This is a genomic window from Halarchaeum sp. P4 (assembly GCF_051195175.1).
In the GTDB taxonomy this organism is placed as follows: Archaea; Halobacteriota; Halobacteria; order Halobacteriales; family Halobacteriaceae; genus Halarchaeum.
On record NZ_JBNTKC010000003.1, the window covers coordinates 196940 to 223061 of the forward strand.

The following is a 26122-nucleotide window of genomic DNA, read 5'->3' on the forward strand; positions in this document are numbered from 1 at the left end:
CCGGTGTCCGTCATACACAGAACACCTCCGCGTCCCGAGAAGTGACGACGCCGTGCTCGGCGGCATCGACGGACGCCGGTAGGTCGCGCTCGGCGTAACGCGACCGGAGGCTCGCCCGGACGGCGTCACGGACGCACGCGCGCGCCGCCGCGCCCACGTCCGTCCCGCTCCCCGCAAACGTCGCCGGCTCCCCGTCCGGGTCCGTACCGGTGACGACCGCGTCCGTCGTCGTCCCCGGGAAGCCGGTCTCGGCGAGCAGCGTCGCGGTCTTCGCCTCCACGGCGACCGAGAGGAGCGTGGCGAGACCCGCGTCGTCGAGCGCGCGGGACGTCCCGACGACGACGTTCACTGTGCCGGCGTCAGCGTTCCGCGTCTCCGGCGCTTCTGCGTCCGCGTCGCCGTCCATCGGGAGGACGGCAGGGTTCGACACGCCGGCGGTCGCGTACGCCGTCACGCTCCCGCTCCGCGCGCCCCGAACGTGCGTCATGTCGACGCCGGTGAGGAGCGTCGGCCCACTCGTCTCGAACCCGGCGTCCGCGCGGCGTTCGGCCGCGTACGCCGAGAGGTCCGTCCGGTCCCAGCCCTCAGGTACGGAGACGTTGTAGGCGGCGTCGGCGGCCACGTAGCCGCCGTCCCAGCCGGTGGAGAGCCAACGCGCACCCGGCGCGGCGACGCGGAGCACGCCCGCGTTCGTCGTCGCGTCACACATCGAGCGCCTCCACCAGTCGGTCGTTCTCCGCGGGCGTGCGGACGGCGACCCGGACGTGCGAGTCGAGGCCGCGGAACGTCGTCGCGTCCCGCACCGCGACGCCGCGCTCCCGTGCCGTCTCGACGACATACTGGACCCCGTGGTCGCCGACGTCGAGGAGGAGGAACGGCGCGTCGGACGGGTGCACGTCGAAGCGCTCGGTGAGTGCGTCGCGGAGTCGTGCGCGCTCCTCGCGGACGCGCCGGCGGGTGTCGGCGACGAACGCGGCGTCGCGCATGCAGTGTTCGCCGACCGCGAGCGCGGGCGCGCCGAGGTTCCACGTGCGGCGCGCGGCGGCGAGTCGCTCGGACTGGTCGCCGGTCGCGACGGCGAACCCGGCGCGAATGCCGGGGAGGCCGAAGAGTTTCGTGAGCGAGCGCGCGACGACGACGCCGTCGCGGCCGGCGAGCGACGGGTCGTCGGTAAAGCCGAGGAACGCCTCGTCCGCCAGGAGCGGCGTCCCCGCGTCCGCGCAGGCGTCGGCGAAATCACGGAGGGCGTCGGGGTCGTAGCACTCGCCGGTCGGGTTGTTCGGGTTGCAGACGACGGCGAGCGCGTACTCGCTGGGGTCGGCGTCCAGCACTTCATCGTGCGGGACGAAAACGGGGTTCGCGCCCTGCAAGCGGACCTCGCGGGCGTACTCCGCGAAGCTCGGTGCGGGCACGAGCACGTCGTCGCCGGCGCTCACCGAGACCTCGATTGTGAGGCGGATGGCGGCGAGGCCGCCGGGCGTCGGAATCACCGAGGTGGGCTCGCAGTCGACGTAGTCGGCGGCCGCCTCGCGGTAGGCGCGCGGGGGCTCGACGGGGTAGGTTCGGGCGGCCTCGAGCGCATCCGCGTAGACCTCACGAACGCCCGACGGAATTCGTGGGTTCGTGTTCGCGCTGAAGTCCACGATGTCGGGGTCGTCGCTGCTCCCGTGGGGTTCGCGACCGACGTCGCGGACGGCGTCAGGCTCCATCGTCACCCACTAGGTCGTCGTAGCGCTCGACGAGTCGGTCGCGGACGGCCGCCATCGACACACCCGCCTCGTCGGCGAGGTGGAGCGCGCCGCCCATGCCGACGCCCTCCTTCGCGACGCCCGCGAGGTAGTGCTCGGTGGCAACGTGGTCCGTGTGCTCGAAGCCGGGGTCGGTAACGCGAAGGTCCACGCCGAGGTCGTCGGCGGCCGCGTGCACGTCCACGCTGTCGTCGTCGGCGACGAACGATGTCGTGGCGACCGTGAAGGAATCATCGACGCCGCGGTGGCGGACGAGCGTCGCGGCGGCGAGCATCTGCGTCCCGCCCGCGACGGTGACCGTCTTCCCCGCCTCGAGTCCGCCCTCGACGAGGCCGGCGGTGACGGCGAGCGTCGGGTCGCCCATGCGCCGAACGGCCTCGATTGGCTCGCCCGTGAGGTCGCCGGGCTCGAGGTCGCTCGCGTCGAGCGCGTCCGCGACGACCTCGCGCTTGAGGTCGATGGGATTCGCGGGCAGCGAGGAGGAGACACCGTACTCCTCGCCGAGCGCGCGGAGGACGCCGAGCGCAGTGGTCGTTCCGCCGGGGACGGTCTCGCCGACGACGAGGCTGTCGTCGGGGTGGCCGCGCGCGTACTCGACGGCGCCCTCGAAGAGGGCGGCGGCGTTCGCCACCGGCTCCGGGTCCCGAACGTCGAGACCCGGCTCGTTCCCGAGTGAGACGGCGGGCGCGGCAGTGCGCGCGGCCAGCCCCGCGTCGATGGTGACGGCGTCGAAGCCGACGAGCTCGCGGACGGCGCGCGTCACGAGCCCCGGCGTCGGACAGCCGTCCGGGCTGACCGGGACGAACGGCGCGAAGACCGGGCGACCGTACGCGACGAGTTCGGCGTCCGCAGCCGGCGTTTGGGCCATCAGGTCGGGGCTCGCGCCCGCGGCGCTGATGCCGTCGATGGTCGCCGTCTCGGTCGTCCCGGCGACGAGCAGGAAGGTCACAGCAGGGCCTCCGCGAGGTCGGCGTCCGTGCGGCGATTCACGTTGACTGCGTAGCGTGCGTCGTAACTGAGGTGCATGGTTTCGGTGTCGGTGTCGGCGACGACGTTGACGCCCGTGGGGGCGAGTTCGCGGCCGTCGCGTTCGTAGGTCGTGTCGGCGCTCGCGCCGAGCCGGCGTTTCAGTGCCGCGGGAACGCAGACCTGCACGGAGTCGCCGGCGCTCCGGGCGAGCACCCGATTGACCGCGATGGCGTCGAGGAGCGGGAGGTCGGCGGCGACGGTGAGCACGGGCGCGTCGACGGCGTCGAGCGCGACGCCGAGGTCGGCCACGTAGCCCTCGCCGGGCGTCTCAATGGTGTCGATGCCGCGCTGGTCGAGGTGCGCGGCCGTCTCGGGCGTCGCGGGCGTGACCGCCGCGGTAACCGAGTCGACGCGACTCGCTTCGAGCGCGTCGAGTACGTACTCCACCATCGGCCGGCCGGCGACGCGGAAGAGCGGCTTCTCCCGCTCGGTCTCGAGGCGGGTACCCCGACCGCCGCACATCACCAGTGCGTCCACGCAATCACCCCCACGAGGAGCGCGGCGAGGCGCGCGAGTTCGTTCGACGCGCCGATGACGTCGCCGTTGATGCCGCCAAGCCGCCGCGTCGCCCACGCGAGCACGCAGAGCGCGGTGAGCAGGGCCGCGGCGAGGCCGGCGGCGGCGGCGGCCGGGTTCGGATAGGTCACTAGTGCTGCCGGGAGCGCGACGAGGACGGGGAGCGCGAGCGACCGCGTGGAGAGCGAGTCGCTGACGGCCGCGCCGAGGCCGTCGTGGGTCGCGTCGCCGAGGCAGGCGACGGTCGCCATCGCGAGTTTCGCGCCGACCTCGGCAGCGATGACGAGCGCGGCGGCACGGAGCGGGAGCGCGGCGAGGCGAGCGGCGGCCACCCACGTCCCGAGGAGAACGAGGCCGAGCGCGAGCACCGCGCCGACGCCGACCGCGGAGTCCGTGAGAACCTCGCGGCGGCGGTCGGGCGTGGCGTCGCCGTGCACGGCCGCGGCGTCCCCGAGGTCCGCGACGGCGTCGGCGTGCGCGACGCCCGTGACGGCGTAGACGGCGAGGAGGAAGGCGAAGCCCGTCAGCCCGGTGTCGAGGCCGAGCAGGAACGGCACGAGGAGGGCGACGCCCATTGGATAGCCGGCGAGGGGGAAGGCGGCCGGCGTCGCGCAGAAGGCACTCCAGGCCCGCCCGGTCCGGCCGACCGGGAGGCGGGTGAGGAAGCCGAGCGCGCCGCGGAGGGCGTTCAGAGCCACGCGACCACCCCCGAGACGCCGAAGGCGAGCACGCACGCGCGGTCGACGAGACGGACGCCGCGCTCCGCGTCCACGGTCGTCGGGAGGGCGGCGTCCGGGTTGAGCGTGTAGACGCTGGGCTTTTCGAGTCGGACGTCGAGCGCGGCGGCGAGCGTCGCCATCGGCCACCCGGAATTCGGCGACGGGGGCGCACCCGCCCACGCTCGGGCTCGCGCGAGCGCGCCAGGGTCGAGTGCCGCGAGCGCGACGAGCGCGGCGCTGACGCGCGCGGGCACCCACATGACGAGGTCGTCGAGGCGCGCGCTCGCCGTCCCGTGGGGCTTCGACGGGTAGCCGAGCACGGAGTCGTGCGTGTTCACGGCCTTCACCCAGACGGCGGCCGCGACGCCGAGCGCGAGCGAGGCCTGCGCGCCGACGGCGAACGCGAGTAGCGGCGCGACGAGGCCGTCCGCGAGGTTCTCGGCGGCGCTCTCCACGGCGGCGCTCCGGAGTTCGCCGTCGCTGAGGTCGCTCGTGTCGCGGCCGACGAGGCCCCGAATTCGCGTGTGAGTCGCGTCGTCGGCGGCGTCGATGCGCGCGACGACGTCGCTGGCGAGGTCGACAAGCATCCGGCGGCTCGTCGTCGCGAACACCCAGAGGCCGGCGAGTGCGGTCGCGACGCCGAGGTGGACGCGTCCCGCGCCGACGACAGTCAGCGCGGCGAGCGCGGCCGCGGCGAGCGGGAGGGCGAGCGCGACGACGACGCCAGTGAAACGCGGAACGGACCACTCGCGGTCCAGCGCGGTGACGGCGCGGCCGTAGAGGGCGACCGGGTGCACGCGCCCCGGTGGCTCGGCGACGGCCGCGTCGAGGGCGAACGCGAGCGCGAGCGCCGCGAGCGAACTCAGCACGAGATGCCCTCCAGTCGGTCGGGGACGCCCGAGAGCGGCGTTTCCGCCACCAGGACGGGCGTGCCGCCGGCGTCGGCGAGGCCCCCGTCGGTCTCCGGGTCGTCACCGACGTGGACGAGCGAGGGAACCGAGCCGCCGAGCGCGTCCGCGACGGCCGCGAACGCACGCTGGTCGGGTTTCCGCCAGCCGCAGTCGACGCTCGCGACGACCGCGTCGAAGCGCCCCATGGAGAGGTCGGACGCCGCGAGCGTGCGCTCGACGAGGCCGGGGACGCTACAGTTCGAGAGCACGCCCACCCGGCCCTCGGCGGCGGCCGCCTCCACGGCGGCGCGCGCACCCGGTCGCGTCTCGACGTCACCGTCGAACGCCGCGGTGACTGCCTCGACGACGATGTCGCGCGGCGCGGCGACGCCGCGGCTGTCGAGCGCGGCGAGCACGTGCTCCGGGAGCGCGTACTCGCGGCCCGGCTCGACGGAGAAGTGGGGTTCGCGGTACGCCTCGTCCCACGCGTCCGGCACGCGGACGCCGCGTGCGGCGAGTTCGTCGGCGACTGCCGCGGCCGGGTCGGCCGGCCGGGACGCCGTGATGAGCGTGCCGAAGAGGTCGAACGAGACGTACATCGGGCGTCAGTCGAAGCGACGGGTCGCCATGGCGAGCGCGGCGAGGAGGCCAGCGAGCGCGGCGGCGACGCCGAAGCCGGCGGACCCGCCGGACGTCGTCGTCTCAGCCGCGGTCGTGGTAGTCGCGTTCCCCGTGGTCGTCGTGGTCGACGCGTTCGTCGTGGTTTGGTTCGCGGCCGCGAACGCGTCGGGGTGCATCGCCTTCGCGAGTCGCGTAATCGGCTGAACGACGCGCGGGGCGGGCTGGTTCAGGTAGTTGTAGTCGAGGACGATGACGTTCCCGTTCTTCACCGCGTCAGTGCTGTTGTACGCGGCGGTCTTCGGGACCGTCGGGTTCTGGCTGTTCCGGATGATCCACTCGGGGTTCTGGTTGACGATAGTCTCCGGGTTTATCTCCGCGTAGCCGCTGATGCCGGCCTCGGCGGCGACGTTCGTCCCGCCGGCGGTCTCGATGATCTTGTTGATGAAGGTATTGTTGCCGGCCGTGTAGCCGAAGAACGTGTAGATGACGCGGGGGCGGTCCTCGCCCTCGACGGCGTTACGGACGGTCTCGAGTTTCGACTCCATCTCGGCGACCGTCTCGTTCGCGCCGTCACAGGCGCCGACGAGTGTCCCGGTCGTGAGTGTCTGCTGTTTGATGGTGTCGATGGAGTCCGCGGGCGGGTAGTGGTAGACGGTCAGGTTCGCCGCGCGGAGCTTCTGGACGGTCTCGTTGGAGATGGTGTCGGGAGCGAGAACGAGGTCGGGTTCGAGGGAGACGACCTTCTCCTGGTCGATGTACGAGCTGCCGGAGCCGGAGACGTTCGCCCGGCTGCTCGCGCCCTCGAGGTAGCTCGCGTGCTGTGTGACGCCGACGACCTGGTCCTTCGCGCCGATTTCCCACATCGTCTGGGCGGCGCTCGGGCTGAGCGTGACGACGCGCTCGGGTTTCTCCGTGACGGTCACGTTGGTGCCGGTCGCGTCCGTGACGGAGACCGGGAAGCTACAGGTCGCGGTGGTGGACTGGTTCGTGTTCGAGTGGCTCTGTACGGGTCCGGTCGCGGCTGCCGCCGGTGCGGCCCCCGCGAAGAGGAGCAGGAAGACCGTGAAGACAGCCAAGAGTCGGTGACGCATCGTCCCACACAAGGCGGCATCGCAATAAATATTTAGCTATCGAAAGCAGAGTTTCATTCGGATGCGAGCGGGACTCAAAGTCGGTAGCTGGTCGCTCGGGCTCACGGCGCTCCTCGTCGTGACCGTCCTCGTGAGCGCCGGCATCGGCTCCGTCTCCATTCCCGCACTCACCGTCGCGAAAATCTGTCTCAACGCCCTGGTCGTCCCCACGTCGCTCTCCGTCCATCTCGGCACCCTCGGGGCCACGGACGTCGTCGTCCCCACCGTCTCCGTCGGCACCACGCACCTCTTCGACTTCCGGACGCCCGAGCCGAGCCGCATCATCGTCATGACGATTCGGCTCCCACGAATCGTGCTCGCCGCGCTCGTCGGCTTCGCGCTCGCGCTCGCCGGCACCGTCATGCAGGGGTTCTTCCGGAACCCGATGGCCGACCCCTCCATCATCGGCGTCTCCTCCGGCGCCGCCGTCGGCGCCGTCACCGTCATCACCGTCGGCGTCAGCCTCCCCTTCGGCCTCGGCCTCCACGGCGCCGCGTTCCTCGGCGGCCTGCTCGCCGCGTTCGGCATTTACGCCCTCGGAACGCGGGGCGGCCGCACCCCCGTCACCACCCTCCTCCTCGCCGGCGTCGCCGTCGAGACCTTCCTCGGCGCCGTCATCTCGTACATGCTCGTCCAGAGCGGGAACGAACTCCGCTCCGCGATGTACTGGCTCATGGGCCACCTCCAGAACGCGAGCTGGGGCGACGTCACCGCCACTGGCCTCACGCTTCCGCTCCTTTTCGCCGTCCTCATCGGCTATCGGCGCCACCTCAACGTCCTCCTCCTCGGCGAGCAGGACGCCCAGACCCTCGGCATCGAAGTCGAGCGTACGAAGCGCATCCTCCTCGCCGTCTCCGCGCTCGTCACCGCCATCGCCGTCTCCGTCTCGGGCGTCATCGGCTTCGTCGGCCTCGTCGTCCCGCACGTGATGCGCCTGCTCGTCGGCCCCGACCACCGCATCCTCCTCCCGACGAGCGCGCTCGCGGGCGCGTCCTTCCTCGTCGCCGCCGACACCGTCGCGCGCTCCGGCCCCGCCCAACTCCCCGTCGGCATCGTCACCGCCTTCGTCGGCGCGCCGTTCTTCCTCTACCTCCTCCGCAGGCGCGAGGTGGCGGAGCTATGACGGACGTCCAAATCGACATCGAGGACCTACGCGTCGAGCGCGGCGACCTCACCGTCATCGACGGCCTCGACGCCACCGTCGAGCGCGGGCGGCTCGTCGGCCTCATCGGCCCGAACGGCGCGGGAAAGACCACCCTGCTCCACACGCTCGCCGGGACGCTCGCGCCGACAACTGGAAGCGTCCGCGTCGCCGGCCTCGACGTCCAGCACGCGTCCGCCCGCGACGTCGGCCGCCGCGTCGCCGTCGTCCCGCAGAACACCACCGTCGCCTTCGACTTCACCGTCCGCGACGTCGTCGCGATGGGGCGGATGCCCTATCACTCGATGTTCGCGGACACGGACGAGACCGACCGGGAGGCCATCGACGCCGCGATGGACCGAACCACGATCACGCAGTTCGCCGACCGCTCCATCGACTCCGTGAGCGGCGGGGAGCGCCAGCGCGTCCTCCTCGCCCGCGCGCTCGCCCAGGAGACCCCAGTCCTCCTCCTCGACGAGCCGACGGCGAGCCTCGACATCGACCACCAGATTCGCACGCTCGAACTCGTCAGCGACCTCGTCGCGGAGGGGAAGACCGCCGTCGCCGCCATCCACGACCTCGACCTCGCGGCGCGCTACTGCGACGAACTCCTCCTGCTCTCCGACGGGGGCGTCCTCGCCTACGGCCCCCCGGAGGAGGTACTCACCGCGCCGCGACTCGCAGACTCCTTCGGCGCGAACGCCGCCATCACGCCCGACACCGTCACCGGGACGCCCGCCGTCACCGCACTCCCGGAGACGCGTGACGCCGAGGGCCGTGTCCACGTCGTCGGCGGCGGCGGCACCGCCGGCGAGTTGCTCTACGCGCTCACCACGGCCGGCTACGACGTCACCGTCGGTGCCGTCCCCGTCGGCGACGCCGACCACGAGAGCGCCCGCGCGCTCGACGTCCCGGCCGTCACCGTCCCACCGTACACCGCCGTCGACACCGAAACCGCCGCCCGCGTCGAGCGCCACGTCGACGCGGCAGACGTCACGGTCGTCACCGACATCGACGTCAGCGACGGGAACCGTCGGAACCTCGAGGCGGCCGCACGCGCCGACAGCCTCGTCGTCGTCGAGGACCGCCCGTTCGAGGAGCGGAACGACGCCGGCGGGCGCGCCCGCGAGAGCTACGAGCGCCTCCGCGAGCGTGGCCGCGTCGTCGCTTCCGAGGACGCGCTCGACGCGATTGCGGCCGCAGTCGGCGACTCGACGCCTCCGAAGCGGCCGCTCGATGCCGACGACTGAGGCGTGCGATGCGCTCGGCGGGAAGATTCTTCCCGCCCGCGAGTGCAGGGTGCGACAACGGATGACAGTCGACGAGTCAGACGCGACGGCCGAGTCCGCACCGCAGTCCTCGCACGGCGCGCCGGCGGTCGGGTCGACGATTCGCGACCGCTTCGAGACGCACGAAATCTTCCAGCGCATCCTCGTCGCCGCGGACGAGGAGGCGACGACGAGCGACCGGGAACTGTTCTTCAGCGGCCTCGCCGCCGGGTTCGCCATCACCGTCACCTTTCTCCTGTACGCCTCGCTGACGGCGTCGACGGGCGGCGACCCGATTCTGAGCGCGCTCCTCTACCCGCTCGGCTTCGTCTACATCGTCCTCGGCGGCTATCAGCTCTACACGGAGAACACGCTCCCGCCGGTGGTGCTCGTCCTCGAACGGCTGGCGAGCGTCCCGCGCCTCCTGCGCATCTGGGGCATCGTCCTCCTCGGGAACTTCGCCGGCGGCGGTATCGGCGGCGTCGTCCTCGCGTTCACGGGCGTGTTCTCGCCGGAGGCCGCCGTCGCCGCCACCGACATCGCGCTGAAGGGCGTCAAGACGCCGTTCTGGGACCTCTTCTTCAAGGCCTGCTTCGCCGGCCTCATCGTCGCGGGCGTCGTGTGGCTCGATTACTCCTTCCGGGACTCGGCGTCGCGCCTCGTCCTCGTCTACATCGCGTTCCTCGCGATTCCCTTCGGGAACCTCTTCCACGTCGTCGTCTCCTTCACCGAAGTCGTCTACCTCGTGTGCCTCGGGCAGGCGTCGCTCGTCGGGTCGCTCGGAGGGTTCATCCTCCCGGTCTTGCTCGGGAACACGGTCGGCGGCGTCCTGCTCGTCACCGTCGTGAACTACTTCCAGACGACCGCGGAGCGCCGCGACCTCGCGCGGGACACCGACCGCGAACTCTCCACGCGCGAGTGGCTCCTCGGACTGGGGCCCGACGAGTCCTACGTCTCCGACGGCGAGGCCGACGACTGATCGGCCCGTCGTCAACTCTCGTCTCCGCGCCCGCCCGGGTGTCGCATGTCCGATGCGAAATGGCGTTTTGGCAGCGCTATATCTCCGACATCGGGACGACCACCCTCAATAGGAACGCGGTGATAGAGGGGGTCTCAGAGATATATACCATCTCTAGTGTGAGACTGTCACACAGTACAGAATATTGTTTTATCACTCTATCAATACAACCCTATTATAAAACATCTTCATTCGGTCTAACAGGATTCCTGTTGCATGGTCGACCTAACTCGACGGAACCTGATGGCGTCGTCCGCCGCCGCAGCGCTCGGAGCGAGCGTGATGGGCAGTGCGAGCGCCGCCGAGGTATCGGAATCCGACACGCCGGGCGCGCCGAGCGTGAACGGAAGTCTCAAGCGCTTCGCGACGACGGCGTTCGGGGCGGAAGTCACGGGCCCGTTCGTCTTCCAGGACGGGTCGCTGCTCTACAGCCTCCAGCATCCCAGCGGGGACAACCCCGAACCGTACGGTCGCGCCGGCGTCGGCTACTTCGCGGGCTTCAACTTCACCTTCGACGGGAGCAACGCGGACTTCACGGAAGTCGACGTCCCGGACACGAAGAAAGAACAGCGCCGCGTCCACACGGAGGCCGGCGACTACACGATGCTCTTCCACGGGCGCGAGCCCATCGGTGACGGCGAGGAGCTGCTCGGCGTCACCCAGACCCCGGACGGGACGAACGTCGTCTCGGAGAACTTCGCGGGCTCGGGCGGCGGCGCGGGGAGCGGCCCCGACTGCAACCAGTTCGTGCCGACGAACGAGGCGGGCACCGAGGGCTATCTCTTCACGAACTGGGAGGAGCGCCCGGGCAACATCAGCCGCGTCCCCATCAGCCAGACCGACGCCGGCGAGTGGGAGGCGGACCTCGAGAACGCGATGAACCTCGCGAACACCGAGGCCTTCCGTGCAATCGGCGGCACGACCACCAACTGCTACGGCGACCGTAGCCCATGGGGGACGATGATCTCCGCCGAGGAGAACTACGGCCACACGCGCGTCTCCTACAACCACACGGTCAGCGACATCGTTGAGGCCGGCACCGGCGTCGGGATGATCGGCGGCTGCCAGTTCTGGAACCGGCCGAACCCGACCGAAATCGTCGACGCCGTCAGGACGTACGCCGAGGAAGGCGACCTCGAGAAACCCTTCACGATTCAGGGTGCCGGCTCCGACGGCACCGAGAAACTCGCCTACTACCTCGGTACCGACCCGGTCGACCAGAGCGAGGGCAAGAACCTTGCGACGGTCCCGCTCGGCGAGGGCTACCCGAACCCGTACCGCTACGGCTACTTCGTCGACGTCCGCAAGCCGACCGCGGACACCCCCCAGCCCATCAAGTACTGGGTGATGGGTCGCGCCGCCTGGGAGGCACCGGACATCCAGGGCGACCGCAAGACCGTCTACGCGTGCTCGGACGGCGACAGCAAGGGTATCTACAAGTTCGTTGCCGACAAGCCCATCGACAGCTACGACGACACCGACAACATCGCCGGCACGCTCTACGCGCCGAAGATCACGAACGACGCCGCGAACGCCGCCGAGGCTGGCCAGCGTAACTCCCCGGCGACGACGCCGCTCGAGGTCGAGTGGATCGAACTCGGTCACGCCACCAACGGCGAAGTCGCGTCGTGGATCGCCGAGTACGACGACGTCACCCAGGTCGACTACCTCGAAACTCACGCCGACACCGACTGGCAGGAGGACCCCGCGACGGCGCTGAAGGAAGCCGACCTCGAAGTCATCGAGAACGGCAACCGGACCTACATCACGAACGAGGAAATCGTCGAGTGGGCGACGCAGTACGAGAAGCGCGGCCCCGACGGCGTCGACGAGGACCTCCGCAAGGTCCCCTTCCTCGAGACCCGCGCCGCCGCGAAGGAAATCGGCGCGTCCATCGAGTTCAACAAGGCCGAGGGCGTCGACAGCGTCGACGACTCCCAGCCCGGCGACTTCGTCTACTTCGGCATCTCCGAGTTCAACGACGACCTCGCCAACGACGAGGGCGACATCCAGCTCGACCGCGTCGACGGCGGCGTCGTCTACCGCGCCGAGCTCGAGCCCGACTACAACGTCTCGCGCCTCGAACCGGTCGTCACCGGCCCGGACTTCACCGACCCGCCCGAGGACGCCGACGACGCGATTCGGAACATCGACAACATCTACACGATGCGCGACGGCCGCGTCCTCTGCTGTGAGGACGGCTTCGGCGGCCCCGCTCGCTCCTACCCGAACGACGGCCTCTACGTCTACCAGCCGAACGTGATGGTGGACGTCGCGTCCGTCGCCGTCAACCAGAGCGAAACCGCGTCCGTCGCGGTTGAGGCGACGTCGCTCCCCACCGGCTTCTCCGGCGGCGACATCACGATTTCGCTGAGCAACCCCGAGGTCGCGACCATCACGGGCGTCGAGTTCCCGGACGCGCTCGGCCTCACCAAGAGCACCGTCAGCGACGACGGCTCCACGGCGACGATTCGGGTCGCCGACGTCGAGCGGAACCTCCAGTCCGGCCGCAGCGTCGAACTCGCCTCGCTCACCGTGCGCGGCGATAGCACGGGGACGACGGACCTCAGCGTCGACGCCGCGAGCCTCGACGACGAGGAGGGCCAGTCCATCGACGTCGAAACGCGAATGGGCGTCCTCGTCACCGGCCCGCCGACGCTCACCGGGTCGAAGACCCCGCAGGACCTCGACGGCGACGGCCACTACGAGGACCTCAACGGCAACGGCCGCCTCGACTACGAGGACGTCAACGCGCTCTTCGAGAGCTTCGACTCCGAGAGCGTTCGGCTCCACAAGACGGCCTACGACTTCAACGAGAACGGCGAACTCGACTACGACGACGTCGTCACCCTCTACCGCGACATCAACTGAGCGCGACGAGACACCGAGCGCTCGGATAGCGCGACCTCCCGGGCGCTCGTCGCCGCGGGCACGCTCGGCAGCACACCACCCCAATTCCTTCGCTCCCAACTGATGACCCACTCACACACCCCGACCGACGACCGGACGTCCGACGCACCGACGACCGACCACCCCACGGCGTCCGCCGAACCGTATCGCGAGTACATCCTCGACGTCCGCATCCGCGCGGAGACCGACGACGACGGCGAGACGGTCTACCGCTTCGAGGCACCCGACCACGAGGGCGTTACCTTCGAGGACGCCGAGACGGCGACGCTGTACGCGGACGTCTACTTCGACGTCAACGGCTTCCAGGAGGCCGGAACGGGCGAGCGCGGCATCCCGCCCGAAATCGTCCAGGCCGGCCGGGACACGCTCGTCGCCTACTTCCTCACGTGGCCCACAGTCGACGAGCAGTGGGTCTCCTCCTACTACGGCGTGAAACCCGAGAAGGTCCAGCGCTACGCCAACCGCGTCCGGAAGCGTGCCCAGCAGGTCCGCGAGGGCGCGGAGGAACGCGGCCTCGCCTGACGGCGCCGAGCGGTGGGCTAAGCGTCCGTCCCGGTCCCACCTCACTCGCCGTCTCCGAACCATTAATAGTCATACTGCCCAGTAATACTGCTTAATCATACTGTCTGGGCGAGAGGAACGGATTCACGCAGCAGTCGACGCGACTACCGGCGGCCAAGAGAGAATACGCCGAGCCAGTCGCTTCTACCCGATTTTCCACGTCAGGGGAGGTGTTTGGCGACGGCGCCGCGCGCGTAGTGTTGTACGAGGCGACCAATGGGCCGCGCCGACACGCGCCGGAGCAGCGATTTCTCGGGCGGTGTGCTGCCGGCGAGCGACGACTCCCACCCCAGTCGTGTCTGCAGGCGCTCTCGCTCGCGCTCCGCGGCCTCGTAGACGTCCGTGACGTCCATCGACCGGACTTCGCCGTCGTCGAGCAGCACCTCCCCGTCAACGATGACGGTGCTGACATCCCCGGCCGTCACCGAGTTCGTGAGCACGGACGGCAGGTTGCTGAACGGCCGGAGGCGCGGCGTGTCGACGTCGAGGAGGAGGACGTCCGCGCGCTTGCCAGCTTCCAGACTCCCGATTTCGTCGGCCATTCCGAGCGCGTCGGCGGCGTCGATGGTGAGCGTCTCGAGCAGGTCGTAGGAGGCCCACTGCTGGGCGCCGTACTCGAAGTTCGCCAGCAGCCGGGCGTGTTTCGCCTCCTGGAAGAGGTCCCAGCAGTCGAACCAGAACGGGTCGTCAAGCCCCAGTGCCACGGTCACGTCGAACTCCCGGAGCGCGGGGAGCGGGAACCACGTCCGCTCGCCGGCCCGGAAGTAGCTGTACACAGTCGGACAGTGGAGGACGTGCGCGCCGGCGTCGGCGATACGGTGCGCGTCCTCGCGATCGGCATGGAGGAGGTGTGTCAGGAGCGTGCGCTCGTCGAGCAGCCCGAGGTCCTCAAGCAGAGTGAGCGGGTCGGACGCACCGGTGCCGGCCGCGAGCGTCTCCGCCTCGGCCGTGTCGTAGAGGTGGGTGTGGAGGAGGAGGTCCGGGTACTCGCGGCGGAGGTCGGCGACGCCCGCCCAGAGGTCACGCGAACAGCCGGCCTCGCCGCCCGGTGCAATGCTCGCCGTGACGCGCCCCCCGTAGGACTCGTGGTAGTTTTCGATGAACGCGCGTGCCTCCGCGAGCTGCGTCCGTGCCGACGCGGGCTTGAGCAGGTCCGCGAGTTCGGGGCCGACGACGCCGCGCAGGCCGGCGTCGCCGAGCGCGCGTGCGCCCAGCTCGGGCGTGAAGTCCATCGCGTTGACGGTGGTGACGCCGTGCGTGAGTTGCCGGAGGCAGGCGAGCCGCCACGCCGCCTCGAAGAACGACTCGTCCAGCTCGAGGTCGGCCGAGTGATAGAGCGCAAGCGCCTCCTTGAGCACCGCCTCGCCCTCGAGGTCGCTGAACAGCCCCTGCACGAGCGCAAAGTCGGTGTGGCGGTGCGCGTCGACGAGACCGGGCATCGCGACCATGCCGTCTGCGTCGATGACGCGGTCGGCGGACGCGTGCCAGTCGGCGGCCGTCGTCGGCGCGACGTCGGTGATGGTCCCGTCGACCACCCTGATGGTGCCGCGTTCGAGGAGCCGCCGGTCGCGCTCCATCGTCACGACCACCGCGTCGTGGATGACGAGCTCGCTCATACTGCCGCTGTTTCTCGGCTTCGAGTGTGAATGTTTCTCCCACACGTAGTGGGCGCAGTCACGCGCCGGTGTCGGCGAACGTCGCCCAGCGCGAGAACTAGAGGCCGAGGGCGTCCCGCACGCGACCGACGAGCGACCCGGAGTCGGCCGCTTCGCTGCCGGTGTCGTCCGCGATGCCGAGTTCGTCCGCGATGGCGTCGAGTTCCGCGTCGCTGAAGCGCTCGTCGTCGCGGGCGTCTGCGAGCCACTCGCGCCACTCCTCGTCGCTGAGGACGCCGCGCGAGTCCTCCCACTGCTCCGCGAGCGCCGCCTCGTCCGGGAACGGCACGTCCATGTCGCTCTCGCCCCAGTAGAGCGGGGTGAGCGCGAACGCGTACCGGTCGCCCGGGAGCGGGCGGAACCGATAGGGATAGCCGCCGTAGTGGAACACGTCGTCGGGCGTCACCGTCTCGCCCGTCGGAAGTTCGAGCCTCTCAGACACTACCAGTCCGTTCGTGCTCGGCGTACTTGAGTCGTGCGCGAACCGGCGGCGAGGGCCGCCCCCGGAATCGATCGCTGTCGCCCGAACGCATACGTGTCCGTCGGCCGAACCGTCGGGCGAGATGAGTACCGACGACTGGAGCACGACGGACATGCCCGACCTGTCAGGGCAGACGGCTATCGTGACGGGCGCGAACAGCGGTCTCGGCTACGAGGCGACGCGCGCACTCGCCGGGCACGGCGCGGACGTCGTGATGGCGTGTCGGGACGTCGAGCGCGGCGAGGAGGCCCGCAAGGAGATTCGGGAGGCGGTTCCGGGGGCGTCGCTGACCGTGTTCGAACTCAACCTCGCGGACCTCGACTCCGTGCGGTCGTTCGCCGAGCGGTTCCGCCGCGAGCGCGCGGGACTCGACGTGCTCTGCAACAACGCGGGCGTGATGGCGATTCCGCGCTCCGAGACCGCGGACGGCTTCGAGACGCAGTTCGGCGTCAACCACCTCGGCCACTTCGCGCTCACCGGCCTGCTCCTCGACGTCCTCCGCGAGACGCCCGGCGAGACGCGCGTCGTCACGCAGTCGAGCGGCGTCCACGAGCGCGGCGAGATGGACTTCGACGACCTCCACGGCGAGGCGTCCTACGACCCCTGGGACGCCTACGCCCAGTCGAAGCTCGCGAACCTCCTGTTCGCCTACGAACTCGACCGGCGGCTCCGCGCGGCGAGCGCGAGCGTGCGGAGCGTCGCCTGCCACCCCGGGTATGCCGCGACGAACCTCCAGCGTCGCGGCCCCGAGCAGCGCGGGTCGCGGCTCCGCCTCCTCCTCATGCAGGCCGCGAACGCCGTCCTCGCCCAGCCGGCCGATCGGGGCGCGCTCCCGATGCTGTACGCCGCGACCGCGCCCGACGTCGACGGCGGCGACTACATCGGCCCCGGCGGGTTCATGCAGATGCGCGGCGCGCCCGAGAAACAGTCCTCGAGCGACGCCTCCTACGACCGCGAGAGCGCGCGTCGCCTCTGGTCGGTCTCCGAGGACCTCACCGGCGTCACCTACGACTTGCCGACTCCTCACGAATAGCGCCGGGGAGAGCCCGAACGTGTTCGGGAGAACTGGCAGGGCGGTCGCGGGCGGAGTGACGAGTGATGACGGGCACAGACCGCACCCTCGACGTCCGTGACCACGACGGTGAGCCGTTCAGCACGATCATGAGCGCCCTCGACGACCTCCCCGACGACGGGCGACTCCGCCTCGTCAACTCCTTCGAGCCCGTCCCACTGTACGAGGTCCTGCAGGACCGAGGCTACACGTACGAGACGGACCAGGTCGACGACGACGAGTGGCACGTCTACATCGAACGCGAGTAGTCGCGAGCGACCGGCCGCCCGTTCCGCGTTCGCACTCGGCGGGCGTCGGGCCGTCCACACTTCCTGTCGCCGTCGAAAAACGAGAGCCGCGGGTCGAGGACTGCCTCAGAACGGCAGGCCGCCGGCGTCACTCCCGGCCGTCTCGCCGCGCCCGCCGGTGTCCGGCCCTGTCTCGTCGGGGATTTCGCCCGTCTCGCGGAACGTCTCCTCCAGCTCGGCGAGCTGGGCGTTCACCGCGTCGGCCTGCTGGTGGCTCGGCGCGACCCGGATGCGGACGCGGTCGTAGTCGTGGCACTCGGCGAGGCCGTTCCACGCGCGGAACGCGCCGACGGTGAGCGCCTCGCCCTGCGGGCAGAACGCCGTCGTCGGCGTGAACTCCGCGCGCAAGACGTCGCCACCCTCCTCCTCGGCGTACCGGAAGCCAGCGTCGGGGTGGCGCTGGTCGTGGTTGAGTCGTGCGAGGTTGTAGCCGAACGTCACGTCGTAGACGCCGCGCTCCTCGAACAGCTCGCGCGCCGTCTCGTGGACGGCGACGTGGTCGTCGCCGCGCAGGACGTCGTGGTCGGCGAGGAACGGCCCGGGCTCCGGGAGGTGGTCGGGCACGAACGTCCCCCAGTCGTCGAACGAGTCGTCGGGGTTGCCGGCACCGAGGAAGCTACTCATACCTCACTAGGCGTCCGCCAGCCAGTTGACTCTCGCTCCGAACACGTTCGGCGGAACGCCCACGCCGATGGCGGCGCCTCCTTCGGTCGAGAGCTACCGATGCCCGCCACCAGCTTCGACGCCGAGCGCGCGTTCGACGACGAATCGTTCGCCACGCAGTCCGTCCACCGGAGCGAGCACGCGAAGGTCGTGCTCGGCTACTTCGAACCCGGCCAGTTCATCCCCGTCCACGCCCCCGGGAGCGACCTGACGGTCACGGTCCACTCGGGGACCGGCGTCGTCCGCGACGGCGACGAGGAGCACGCCGTCGAACCGGGGTCGGTCGTCGTGGTGCCCGCGGGCGTGGAGCGCGGCATCCGCGCGGACGAGGACGTGCGACTGGAGGCGTCGCTCGTCACCGCCCCGCCGCCGACCGACGCGGAGCACGAACCCGTCCGCGAGGGACTGCGTCGCGGCGTCTTCGACCCGGACGACTAACACCCCGAACGCGTTCGCGTCCCCTCCCGGAATCCGGGAACCGAGTCGCCGTTCTTTGTCGCTCCCCGTTCGACGTCCACCCGGAGGAGGACCATCTATGTTCGACGCCACGCGCCGACGCGTCATGCAGGCGCTCGGTATCGGCGGTGCGGCCTCGCTCGCCGGCTGTTCGGAGACGCTGGCGAACCACCGGGCGGAGATGGGCGAGCACGGCCGGCACGCCGGCGACGCCGAGCGGGTCGCCGCCGACCCGACGGACGTGCCCGCGCCGATTCGGCGCTCGACGTCGAAACACCACGACGTGACGCTCACCGTCGAGGAGGTGACCGCCGAGATTGAACCTGGCGTCACGTTCGACTACATGACCTTCGACGGGCGGATTCCGGGGCCGATGATTCGGGTGCGACAGGGCGACACCGTCTCCTTCACGCTGGAGAACGCCCCGGACGGGATGACGCACAACGTCGACATGCACGCCGTCTACGGGACGGGCGGGGGCGCAGTGGCGACGACCGTCGGGCCGGGCGAGGCGAACGCCGAGCGCTTCCGCTGTGAGTACCCGGGGGCGTTCGTCTACCACTGCGCCGTCCCGAACATGGACTACCACGTCTCGGCGGGGATGTTCGGGCTGATTCTCGTCGAGCCGCCGGAGGGCCTCCCGTCGGTCGACCGGGAGTTCTACGTCGGCCAGCACGAACTCTACACGGACAAGGATGCGGGCGAGGAGGGCCACCACACGTTCGACTTCAAGGCGATGGAGCGCGAGGACCCGAGCTACGTCCTCATCAACGGCGAGAAGCACGCGCTGACCGCGGACCGCCACGGCGCGGCGCAGGCCGAGGTCGGGGAGACCGTCCGCGTCTTCATGGTGGATGGGGGTCCGAACCTCACCGCGAACGTCCACCCCATTGGGAACGTCTGGGCGAGCGCGTACCGCGACGGCGCGCTCGCGGGGACGGGCGAGGAGTACGTGCAGACGATGGCCGTCCCGCCGGGGAGCGCGATGGTCGGCCGGCTTGACCTGCCCGTGCCCGAGACGGTCAAGCTCGTCGACCACGCGCTCTCCCGGGCCACCCGGAAGGGCTGTCTCGCGGAAATCGCCGTACGTGGCGACGAGAACCCCGCCGTCTTCGACCCCTCACCCGGAAAATCGCGCTCCGCGGACGAGGACGGGCCGGCCTACTGACGTCGCCGGACGGCCCGCGTTCGACGTCTGCGTCACCGCTCCCCGACCACCGGCACGCCCGGCTTCGGGGTACACTTCTCGCTGCACCCTACACTTCTCGCTGCACCTGCGACCACATCTCGCTGAGGCGGCCGCTCGGGGAGCCGTCGCGCGACTCGATTTCGACGGCGAGCGTGTCGTCGGCCGCGACGATGTTGATGGACTCGAACGTGCGGACGTAGAGCGAAACCTGCCGGAAGTTCTTCTGAATCGAGGACTGCTCGGCGATGAGGCCGGCGTCGGCCAGCCGGTCGAGTTTCCGGTAGGCCGTCGAGGAGGGGATGTCGCAGCGCTCGATGAGGTCGCGGGCCGAGCGCGGTTCGTCGAGCGCCTCGAGCATCGCGCGACAGTCGGCGTCGTCGAGCGCGCCGAGGACGTCCGCCGTCGAGAGCGCGACGTCCGGGTCGGCGGTGTGCTCCGTCGTCGTGTCGTCCTGCTCGCGTGTCCGATGAGGGTCAGTGTGTACGTGTATCATGTCGGTCATGGGTGGGTCGCACGGAGTCGCGGCGTCGGTCAGGATTGCCAGACGATGGTGACGACGTCGTCGTCGCGTTCGAGCGTCTCGTAGGTCCAGCCCCGGTCCTCAAGTTTCGGGTAGAGGTGCTGGGGCGCGCGGTCGTTCACCTGCACGAGGACGGTTTCCCCGTCGAGGGCCGCGAGGCGTTCGAGCGTCGTCGTGAGCGGCTCCGGTGGTGGGGCCTGCCGGACGTCGAGGACGTCGCGTGGCCGGTCGGCCGGTGCGTCCGTGGCGTCGACGGCGCCGTCGAAGTCGTCAGTCGCCATATCGCTCGGTTGTGGCTTCGACACGCAAGTCGTATCGCCGAACATGTTCGCTGACACTCACTGCTGGCCGACCGACCACCCGAGCCGGTTCGCGAGCGTCGGCTTGGTGGCGTGTCGCCAGACGACGAGCCAGAGGTTCAGCGTGAACAACGCGAGACCGAACGCGACGGCGACGCTCCCGAGAGTCGTGACGGGACGCGGGAGGGTGATGGCGTCGCCGGCGACGAGGAGAGCGGTGCCGCCGCCGAAGAGCGCGAGGTCCGCCCACGCGAGCGCGTCGACGTAGAGGTCGTCGATCATCGGGACTTCCTCGAAGCCGAGGCGGTCGCTGTACCGGTTGACCCAGACGATGAACGGGACGACGTGGTAGAGGGTGCCGGTGACGACGAAGCCGACGACGCCGAGGACGAGGATCGAGAACGCGCCGGGCGCGCCGAACGCCGCGTCGTACGCGAGCGGGTCGGCGAGCCAGTGCGGGAGCGTCCACGCGACCCACAGGACGGCCGCGAGGGGGACGACGGCGTAGCGCCGGAGCATCGGCCCCCACTCGACGCTGGCCGCGCGGAGGCGGCGCGCCATCACGACGGCGACGGCGAGGACGCCCGCGAGAACGAGCACGCCGCCGAGTCGCGCCAGGAGCGCGTGCCCGAGGAGGCGGCCGGCGGCGAGCAGCAGGAGGCCGGCCGTATAGCCAGTCTCCTCGAGCGACTGGAGGCGCTCGTCGAACGCGTCGAGGTCGGACTGGGCGAACATCGGGACGAGCTGGTAGAGTGCGCCGAACACCGTCAAGAGGACGCCGCCGAAGAGCGCGAGCGCGACGTGCGCGCCCCGAACACCCGTTCGGTCGAGCGGCCCGAGGACACCCGGAACGCGGAAGCCGACGGCCAGCAGGAGACCGAGCGTCGAGACGACGAGGAAGCACGCGAGCGCGTACGAGAAGTGGCGTTCGGTCACGTCGAGCGGCCGGGCACGGGCGAGCGTCCGGCCGACGTTGTAGACGAAGACCCAGAAACCGAGGAGGAGAACGCCGGCGAAGGCCGGCGCGAGACCGAACGAGCCGGCGTGGAGGGTGACCGCGAATCCGACGAGGCCGACGGCGAGCAGGCCGAGTTGCGCGCCGGCGAGTCGCCGCGAGTGCAGGCGGACGCCGGACCAGACCGGGACGAACTGCGTCATCGCGCCGGCGATGGTGACACAGACCCACCCGACGAGCAGGAGGTGGACGTGTGCGAGCCCGGCCGACAGCGAGACGCTCCGGCCGCCGTCAAGCCCGATGCCGACGGCCGCGAGCAGCAGCGCGAGCGCGACGACGAAGTGCCCGAGCGGAATCCGCATCGGTGGCTGGACGTCAGTGTCGACGTCTGTGGGGAGCATACGTCACGATACGGTCCTGCCCCATCTCGGCTCTCCCCCGAACGTGTTCGGGGAACGCGGTGGGCGGTTTGGGGCAACGCGCCCGTGTGGGTACTGTTCGGGGTGTCATTTATAGCCCCCAACGGTGATGCTCCGGTCATGGCTGACGACACAGCGGACAGCCAGGGGCTTAGCACGGAGAGCGTTCACGCCGGCGCGGAACCGGACCCGGCGACCGGGTCGCGCGCGACGCCGCTCTATCAGACGACGTCCTACGAGTTCGCGGACGCGGACGACGCCGCCGCGCAGTTCGGCCTCGAGAAACCCGGACACGTCTACTCGCGGCTGATGAACCCGACGGTCGACGTCCTACAGGACCGCCTCGCCGCGCTCGAGGGCGGCGTCGGCGCCGTCGCCACCGCCTCGGGGATGGCGGCGCTCAACCTCGCGACGTTCATACTCGCCGAGGCCGGGGACAACATCGTCGCCTCCTCGGCGCTCTATGGCGGGACGTACACCTACCTCACGCACACCGTCGAGCGCCGCGGCGTGACGACGCGGTTCGTGGACACCCTCGACATCGAGGCCTACCGGGACGCCATCGACGAAGACACCGCGTTCGTCCTCCTCGAAACCATCGGGAACCCCGCACTCGTCACCCCTGACATCGAGGCCGTCGCCGACGTCGCCCACGAGCACGACACGCCGCTCGTCGTGGACAACACGTTCGCGACGCCCGCGCTCTGCAACCCCATCGAGCACGGCGCGGACGTCGTCTGGCACTCCACGACGAAGTGGCTCCACGGCGCCGGCACGACCCTCGGGGGCGCGCTCGTGGACGGCGGGACGTTCGACTGGGCCGCCCACGCCGACGACTACCCCGAAATCGGCGCGGACAACCCCGCGTATCACGGCGTGAACTTCGCGGAGCGCTTCGGCGACGCCGCGTTCACCTACGCCGCCATCGCGCGCGGCCTCCGGGACCTCGGGAACCAGCAGTCGCCGTTCGACGCGTGGCAGACCCTGCAGGGCGTCCAGACGCTCCCCCTCCGAATGGAGCGCCACTGCGAGAACGCCGAAATCGTCGCCGACTACCTCGCCGACCACGACGCGGTCTCATGGGTGAACTACCCCGGCCTCGAGAGCCACGAGACCCACGAAACGGCGAGCGACTACCTTGAGGGCGGATTTGGTGGGATGCTTACCTTCGGCCTCGACGCCGGCTACGACGCCGCGCGCGCCACCGTCGAGAACGCCGAGCTGGCGTCGCTCCTCGCGAACGTCGGGGACGCGAAGACCCTCATCATCCATCCCGCGAGCACCACCCACCAGCAACTCACCGAGGACGAGCAGGCCGAGGCGGGCGTCACGCCCGACATGGTTCGCCTCTCCGTCGGTATCGAGGACCCCGCAGACATCCTCGCCGACCTCGAGGCCGCCATCGAGGCCGCCACCGCCTAGGGGTCACCCTGTTCCCACGTTTCGGGAACGAACGTCGGTCTCTCCTCCCCGCTCCGCAAACGCCCGAATACTCACCGATGGTCGAGAAACCGACGCGCTATCGGGTGTCCGAGCCCGCCGACTGCGACGACGAGTGGCACGTGTTCACCCGCGAGTCAGAGGGCGACCCGCCGCGCCACGTCGGGACGCTCGTCGCGGACGACCCCGACGACGCACACGAGACGGCGACGCGGCTGTTCGCGTGGTACGCCGAGGAAGTCTGGGTCTGCCGAACGGCCGACCTCCACCGGTACGCGGCGACGCCGCGCGGCGACGAATCCCCCTCAACCCCGGAGGTCGGCGGCGAGGAACGCTCCTACGAGGAAACGGAAGTCGAAGGCCCGCACGACTAGCGGGTCGGGCCGCCGTTCTCAGCGCGTGAAGAGGTCCGTCGAGAGGTATCGCTCGCCCGTGTCGGGGAGGACGACGACGATGCGTTTCCCGTCGTTCTCGGGACGGCGCGCGAGTTGCGCCGCGGCGTCGAGCGCCGCCCCGGCCGAGATGCCGGCGAGGATGCCGTCGGTCGCCGCGAGCTCCCGTGTCCGTTCGCGGGCGTCCGCGCGCTCGACGGTCACGACGTCGTCGAGGAGTTCGGTGCGCAGGACGTCCGGGACGAACCCGGCGCCGATGCCCTGAATCCCGTGTGAGCCAGCCTCGCCGCCCGAGAGGACGGGGGAGTCGGCCGGTTCGACGGCCACCGACTCGACGCCCTCCGCGCCCATCTCCTCCTTGATGTACTCGGAGACGCCGGTTATCGTGCCGCCCGTGCCGACGCCCGCGACGACCATGTCGACCTCGCCGTTCGTCCCCTCCCAGATTTCGCGGCCGGTCGTCTCGCGGTGGACGCGCGGGTTCGCGAGGTTCTCGAACTGCTGGGGGACGAACGTGTCCTCGAGGTCTTCGGCGAGTTCGGCGGCGCGCTCGATGGCGCCGTCCATCCCTTCGTCGCTCGGCGTGAGTTCGAGGTCGGCGCCGTAGGCGGCGAGGAGGCGGCGGCGCTCCTCGCTCATCGACTCGGGCATCGTCAACACGAGGTCGTAGCCCTTCGCGGCGGCCGCGGCGGCGAGGCCGACGCCCGTGTTGCCGCTCGTCGGCTCGACGATGGTGGTGTCGTCGTCGAGGTGGCCGCGCTCCTCGGCGGCCTCCAGCATCGCGACGGCGATGCGGTCCTTCACCGAGTGCGTCGGGTTCTGCGACTCGAGTTTGCCGACGACGGTTCCAGGGACGGAGTCCAGTCGGACGAGCGGCGTCTCACCCACCACGTCCGTGACGCTGTCGACGATCGTCATCACTCCGACCTACGGCGGGGATACCCTTCACCCCGGACCCCCTGTATAGGGGGAGAGTTTACCCCGCCAGCCGGGTTGCCTACCCGAGGCGACCGGTTCGTGTCCGGCGACTCACTCGGTTCGGGGCCGCGCCCGATGTGGGTTTACGAACGTATCGCCGTAATACCCCGTTATCGGGGTATTTTATGTGGGGGTGGAAGTATCCCGAATCGGACCCGAATAAACAATCCCCACAATATCGGGGGGAGTGCGTTACCTGACAGGGAGTCCTACGAGGACGCGATGATGTCCCGGGGAGAGCACCGATTCCGCTGTCCGTCCTGCGGGGAGTCGATCGTCGTCGACGAGCGGATGAAACGCGCACTCCTCGACGCCGGGTGCGTCCTCTGTCAGACGCCACTGACCGACGCCGACTTCACGCGACTCTCGGGGGCGCCCCCGGAGTTGTAGGCGACCGCCCACCCCCGAACCGACGCCTCCTTTTAAACAACCCTCGCAATAAGGGGTCTATCTCTAACCAATCTCTCCCGAGTCATACAGACATCGAGAGACAACTGAGACCTATGAGACACCACTACCGATGAGACGGAACACACAGCTCGGACTCATCTCGGGACTCGTCGCCTCGGTCCTCCTCCCGATGTGGGTCGTCGCGCTCAACGACTACGGCCACGTGGAGGGGATCCGGATCGACCAGTCCGTATCGCGCATCCGACCGCTCCAGGGGTTCGTCGCGACACCCAACGAGCTGATGCCGAGCGAGGTCGGCGTCGTCGTCTGGGTCGCGCTGTTCGGCCTCGTCGCCGCGCTCGTCGGCACCCACCGCTTCATGGACCACCTCGTCCGCCCGAACGACGGGGACGAGGCGGTCGACGCACAGCCGACGTTCCCCTGGATAGAGACCGACCACCGATGGATTGCGGAGTACCGCGCACCGTCCGAAGACGTCACGGGCCTCATCGCGATGGGGTCACTAACCGTCCTCGCGATCGTGTTCGCGGCGCTGTTCAGCGCCGAATACCTCACCTACGCCCGGACGCAGTACTTCGGAGTCTACTTCGCGGGGATATTCCTCTCCCTGACGGGGTCGACCGTCGCGTACTACGCGTGGTTCATGCCGCACGTCGAGGTGGCCGAAGAACGGAGTCACAGCACATGAGCAAGACAGACCCCACCGACGACACGACGGACGAAGAGCAGGCCGCGTGCGACTCCTGCCCACACGAGGACGAGAACGAGGGATGGATGCCGAGCATCTTCACCGCCGAGTGGCGCTCGATTCCGCGCCGGCGCTACGCACAGGCGCTCGCGACCGTCGGCGGCCTCACCGCCGTCGGGAGCCTCGCCGCGCCCGTCGCCAGCCTCACGAACGTCTTCGAGCAGGAGTACACGGGCCCCATCTACTCGCAGGGCGTCCACCTCGTGGACGGCGACGGGAACCGCGTGACCGTCGACGCCCTCGACTACGGCGAGGGGATGACGGTCTACCCCGCGACCCACCCCGGCATCGCGAAAGCGCCGACGGTGCTCGTCCGGTACAAGGAATCGCAGTACGGCGGCGAGACGCGGATGGACTCCGTCGTCGACGGCTACGCCGCCTACTCGAAGGTCTGCACGCACGCCGGCTGTATGGTCGGGAGCGCGGACGAGAACCCGCTCGTCTGCCCGTGCCACTTCGGGAAGTACGACCCGACGCAGGGCGCGGCCGTCGTCAGCGGGCCGCCGCCCCGCCCGCTCCCCCAGCTCCCCATCACGCAGAACGACAACGGCGAACTCATCGCCATCGGCGACTTCGAGGGGCCGGTCGGCGCCGGAGGTGAGTGAC

The 26122-nt window shown here is 70.1% G+C and carries 28 protein-coding genes and 1 pseudogene; 14 read left to right on the plus strand and 15 right to left on the minus strand.

The window, feature by feature from the left end; translation table 11 throughout:
* Window positions 1–10 precede the first annotated feature (10 nt).
* From ACQUS8_RS12020 to ACQUS8_RS12055, 8 genes are read right to left on the minus strand one after another with little or no spacing between them, the layout of a single operon-like run.
* Window positions 11–709, minus strand: a complete 699-nt coding sequence (locus ACQUS8_RS12020; protein ID WP_435101352.1) for an adenosylcobinamide amidohydrolase — start codon at window positions 707–709, stop codon at window positions 11–13.
* Window positions 702–1709 (minus strand): threonine-phosphate decarboxylase CobD, encoded by a 1008-nt coding sequence (gene cobD, locus ACQUS8_RS12025; protein WP_435101354.1) that lies wholly within the window; start codon window positions 1707–1709, stop codon window positions 702–704. The genes ACQUS8_RS12020 and cobD overlap by 8 nt, the downstream gene beginning before the upstream one ends.
* Window positions 1699–2697, minus strand: a complete 999-nt coding sequence (locus ACQUS8_RS12030) for a nicotinate-nucleotide--dimethylbenzimidazole phosphoribosyltransferase (RefSeq protein ID WP_435101356.1) — start codon at window positions 2695–2697, stop codon at window positions 1699–1701. Before ACQUS8_RS12030 ends, cobD begins: the two co-directional genes overlap by 11 nt.
* Window positions 2694–3239, minus strand: a complete 546-nt coding sequence (locus tag ACQUS8_RS12035) for an NTP transferase domain-containing protein (RefSeq protein WP_435101808.1) — start codon at window positions 3237–3239, stop codon at window positions 2694–2696. The genes ACQUS8_RS12030 and ACQUS8_RS12035 overlap by 4 nt, the downstream gene beginning before the upstream one ends.
* Window positions 3239–3991 carry an adenosylcobinamide-GDP ribazoletransferase gene (cobS, locus tag ACQUS8_RS12040; RefSeq protein ID WP_435101358.1) on the minus strand — a complete coding sequence of 251 codons (753 nt, stop codon included), beginning with the start codon at window positions 3989–3991 and terminating at the stop codon, window positions 3239–3241. The genes ACQUS8_RS12035 and cobS overlap by 1 nt, the downstream gene beginning before the upstream one ends.
* Window positions 3982–4881 carry an adenosylcobinamide-phosphate synthase CbiB gene (cbiB, locus tag ACQUS8_RS12045; protein ID WP_435101360.1) on the minus strand — a complete coding sequence of 300 codons (900 nt, stop codon included), beginning with the start codon at window positions 4879–4881 and terminating at the stop codon, window positions 3982–3984. The genes cobS and cbiB overlap by 10 nt, the downstream gene beginning before the upstream one ends.
* On the minus strand, window positions 4875–5501 hold the full coding sequence (locus ACQUS8_RS12050; RefSeq protein ID WP_435101362.1) for an HAD family hydrolase: 627 nt from the start codon (window positions 5499–5501) through the stop codon (window positions 4875–4877). Before ACQUS8_RS12050 ends, cbiB begins: the two co-directional genes overlap by 7 nt.
* A 6-nt stretch (window positions 5502–5507) precedes the next feature.
* On the minus strand, window positions 5508–6614 hold the full coding sequence (locus ACQUS8_RS12055; protein ID WP_435101364.1) for a PGF-CTERM-anchored ABC transporter substrate-binding protein: 1107 nt from the start codon (window positions 6612–6614) through the stop codon (window positions 5508–5510).
* Window positions 6615–6675: 61 nt separating this feature from the next.
* Here ACQUS8_RS12055 and btuC point away from each other — a divergent pair, with 61 nt between their 5' ends.
* From btuC to ACQUS8_RS12080, 5 genes and pseudogenes are all read left to right on the plus strand, one after another.
* The gene (gene btuC, locus ACQUS8_RS12060) at window positions 6676–7776 is read left to right on the plus strand and encodes a vitamin B12 ABC transporter permease BtuC (protein ID WP_435101366.1); all 1101 of its coding nucleotides are present in this window, start codon (window positions 6676–6678) and stop codon (window positions 7774–7776) included.
* Entirely contained in the window at window positions 7773–9044 is a 1272-nt protein-coding gene (locus ACQUS8_RS12065) for an ATP-binding cassette domain-containing protein (protein ID WP_435101368.1), read from the plus strand. Before btuC ends, ACQUS8_RS12065 begins: the two co-directional genes overlap by 4 nt.
* A gap of 61 nt (window positions 9045–9105) precedes the next feature.
* A pseudogene (locus ACQUS8_RS12070) lies at window positions 9106–10017 on the plus strand (formate/nitrite transporter family protein); the annotation flags it as partial.
* 279 nt (window positions 10018–10296) lie between these two features.
* A complete protein-coding gene (locus ACQUS8_RS12075) occupies window positions 10297–12951 on the plus strand; it encodes an alkaline phosphatase PhoX (RefSeq protein ID WP_435101370.1) in 2655 nt (884 codons plus the stop codon).
* Between the two features lie 102 nt (window positions 12952–13053).
* A complete protein-coding gene (locus ACQUS8_RS12080; protein ID WP_435101372.1) occupies window positions 13054–13512 on the plus strand; it encodes a hypothetical protein in 459 nt (152 codons plus the stop codon).
* 200 nt (window positions 13513–13712) lie between these two features.
* Here the strand turns inward: ACQUS8_RS12080 and ACQUS8_RS12085 are convergent, their stop codons facing one another.
* Entirely contained in the window at window positions 13713–15167 is a 1455-nt protein-coding gene (locus ACQUS8_RS12085; protein WP_435101374.1) for an amidohydrolase family protein, read from the minus strand.
* Window positions 15168–15264: 97 nt separating this feature from the next.
* Window positions 15265–15648, minus strand: coding sequence for a hypothetical protein (locus ACQUS8_RS12090; RefSeq protein ID WP_435101376.1), 384 nt, complete (start codon window positions 15646–15648; stop codon window positions 15265–15267).
* 121 nt (window positions 15649–15769) lie between these two features.
* On the opposite strand from ACQUS8_RS12090, the gene ACQUS8_RS12095 reads away from it, so the two are divergent.
* Entirely contained in the window at window positions 15770–16720 is a 951-nt protein-coding gene (locus ACQUS8_RS12095) for an oxidoreductase (RefSeq protein WP_435101378.1), read from the plus strand.
* 65 nt (window positions 16721–16785) lie between these two features.
* Window positions 16786–17007 (plus strand): DUF2249 domain-containing protein, encoded by a 222-nt coding sequence (locus ACQUS8_RS12100; protein ID WP_435101379.1) that lies wholly within the window; start codon window positions 16786–16788, stop codon window positions 17005–17007.
* 105 nt (window positions 17008–17112) lie between these two features.
* Here the strand turns inward: ACQUS8_RS12100 and ACQUS8_RS12105 are convergent, their stop codons facing one another.
* On the minus strand, window positions 17113–17670 hold the full coding sequence (locus tag ACQUS8_RS12105) for a hypothetical protein (protein ID WP_435101381.1): 558 nt from the start codon (window positions 17668–17670) through the stop codon (window positions 17113–17115).
* A 99-nt stretch (window positions 17671–17769) separates the two neighbouring features.
* On the opposite strand from ACQUS8_RS12105, the gene ACQUS8_RS12110 reads away from it, so the two are divergent.
* A complete protein-coding gene (locus ACQUS8_RS12110) occupies window positions 17770–18147 on the plus strand; it encodes a cupin domain-containing protein (RefSeq protein ID WP_435101383.1) in 378 nt (125 codons plus the stop codon).
* A gap of 97 nt (window positions 18148–18244) precedes the next feature.
* On the plus strand, window positions 18245–19333 hold the full coding sequence (gene nirK, locus ACQUS8_RS12115) for a copper-containing nitrite reductase (protein WP_435101385.1): 1089 nt from the start codon (window positions 18245–18247) through the stop codon (window positions 19331–19333).
* Window positions 19334–19421: 88 nt separating this feature from the next.
* Here nirK and ACQUS8_RS12120 read toward each other — a convergent pair whose 3' ends face one another.
* The 3 genes from ACQUS8_RS12120 to ACQUS8_RS12130 are packed head-to-tail and all read right to left on the minus strand — an operon-like array spanning window position 19422 to window position 21529.
* The gene (locus tag ACQUS8_RS12120) at window positions 19422–19856 is read right to left on the minus strand and encodes a helix-turn-helix domain-containing protein (protein WP_435101387.1); all 435 of its coding nucleotides are present in this window, start codon (window positions 19854–19856) and stop codon (window positions 19422–19424) included.
* A 29-nt stretch (window positions 19857–19885) separates the two neighbouring features.
* Window positions 19886–20155 carry a DUF2249 domain-containing protein gene (locus tag ACQUS8_RS12125; RefSeq protein ID WP_435101389.1) on the minus strand — a complete coding sequence of 90 codons (270 nt, stop codon included), beginning with the start codon at window positions 20153–20155 and terminating at the stop codon, window positions 19886–19888.
* Window positions 20156–20212: 57 nt separating this feature from the next.
* Entirely contained in the window at window positions 20213–21529 is a 1317-nt protein-coding gene (locus tag ACQUS8_RS12130) for a hypothetical protein (RefSeq protein WP_435101391.1), read from the minus strand.
* Between the two features lie 138 nt (window positions 21530–21667).
* Between ACQUS8_RS12130 and ACQUS8_RS12135 the strand changes: the two genes are divergently transcribed.
* Together ACQUS8_RS12135 and ACQUS8_RS12140 are read left to right on the plus strand one after the other, a co-directional pair.
* The gene (locus ACQUS8_RS12135) at window positions 21668–22969 is read left to right on the plus strand and encodes an O-acetylhomoserine aminocarboxypropyltransferase/cysteine synthase family protein (protein ID WP_435101393.1); all 1302 of its coding nucleotides are present in this window, start codon (window positions 21668–21670) and stop codon (window positions 22967–22969) included.
* 77 nt (window positions 22970–23046) lie between these two features.
* A complete protein-coding gene (locus ACQUS8_RS12140; protein WP_435101395.1) occupies window positions 23047–23361 on the plus strand; it encodes an Htur_1727 family rSAM-partnered candidate RiPP in 315 nt (104 codons plus the stop codon).
* A gap of 18 nt (window positions 23362–23379) precedes the next feature.
* Here the strand turns inward: ACQUS8_RS12140 and cysK are convergent, their stop codons facing one another.
* Window positions 23380–24297 carry a cysteine synthase A gene (gene cysK / locus ACQUS8_RS12145; RefSeq protein WP_435101397.1) on the minus strand — a complete coding sequence of 306 codons (918 nt, stop codon included), beginning with the start codon at window positions 24295–24297 and terminating at the stop codon, window positions 23380–23382.
* A gap of 282 nt (window positions 24298–24579) precedes the next feature.
* Here cysK and ACQUS8_RS12150 point away from each other — a divergent pair, with 282 nt between their 5' ends.
* The 3 genes from ACQUS8_RS12150 to ACQUS8_RS12160 all read left to right on the plus strand — a co-directional run bounded on the left by ACQUS8_RS12150 (window position 24580) and on the right by ACQUS8_RS12160 (window position 26121).
* On the plus strand, window positions 24580–24747 hold the full coding sequence (locus tag ACQUS8_RS12150) for a DUF7560 family zinc ribbon protein (protein ID WP_435101399.1): 168 nt from the start codon (window positions 24580–24582) through the stop codon (window positions 24745–24747).
* A 130-nt stretch (window positions 24748–24877) separates the two neighbouring features.
* A complete protein-coding gene (locus ACQUS8_RS12155) occupies window positions 24878–25456 on the plus strand; it encodes a hypothetical protein (protein ID WP_435101401.1) in 579 nt (192 codons plus the stop codon).
* Window positions 25453–26121 (plus strand): ubiquinol-cytochrome c reductase iron-sulfur subunit, encoded by a 669-nt coding sequence (locus ACQUS8_RS12160; protein WP_435101403.1) that lies wholly within the window; start codon window positions 25453–25455, stop codon window positions 26119–26121. Before ACQUS8_RS12155 ends, ACQUS8_RS12160 begins: the two co-directional genes overlap by 4 nt.
* Window position 26122: the final 1 nt, after the last annotated feature.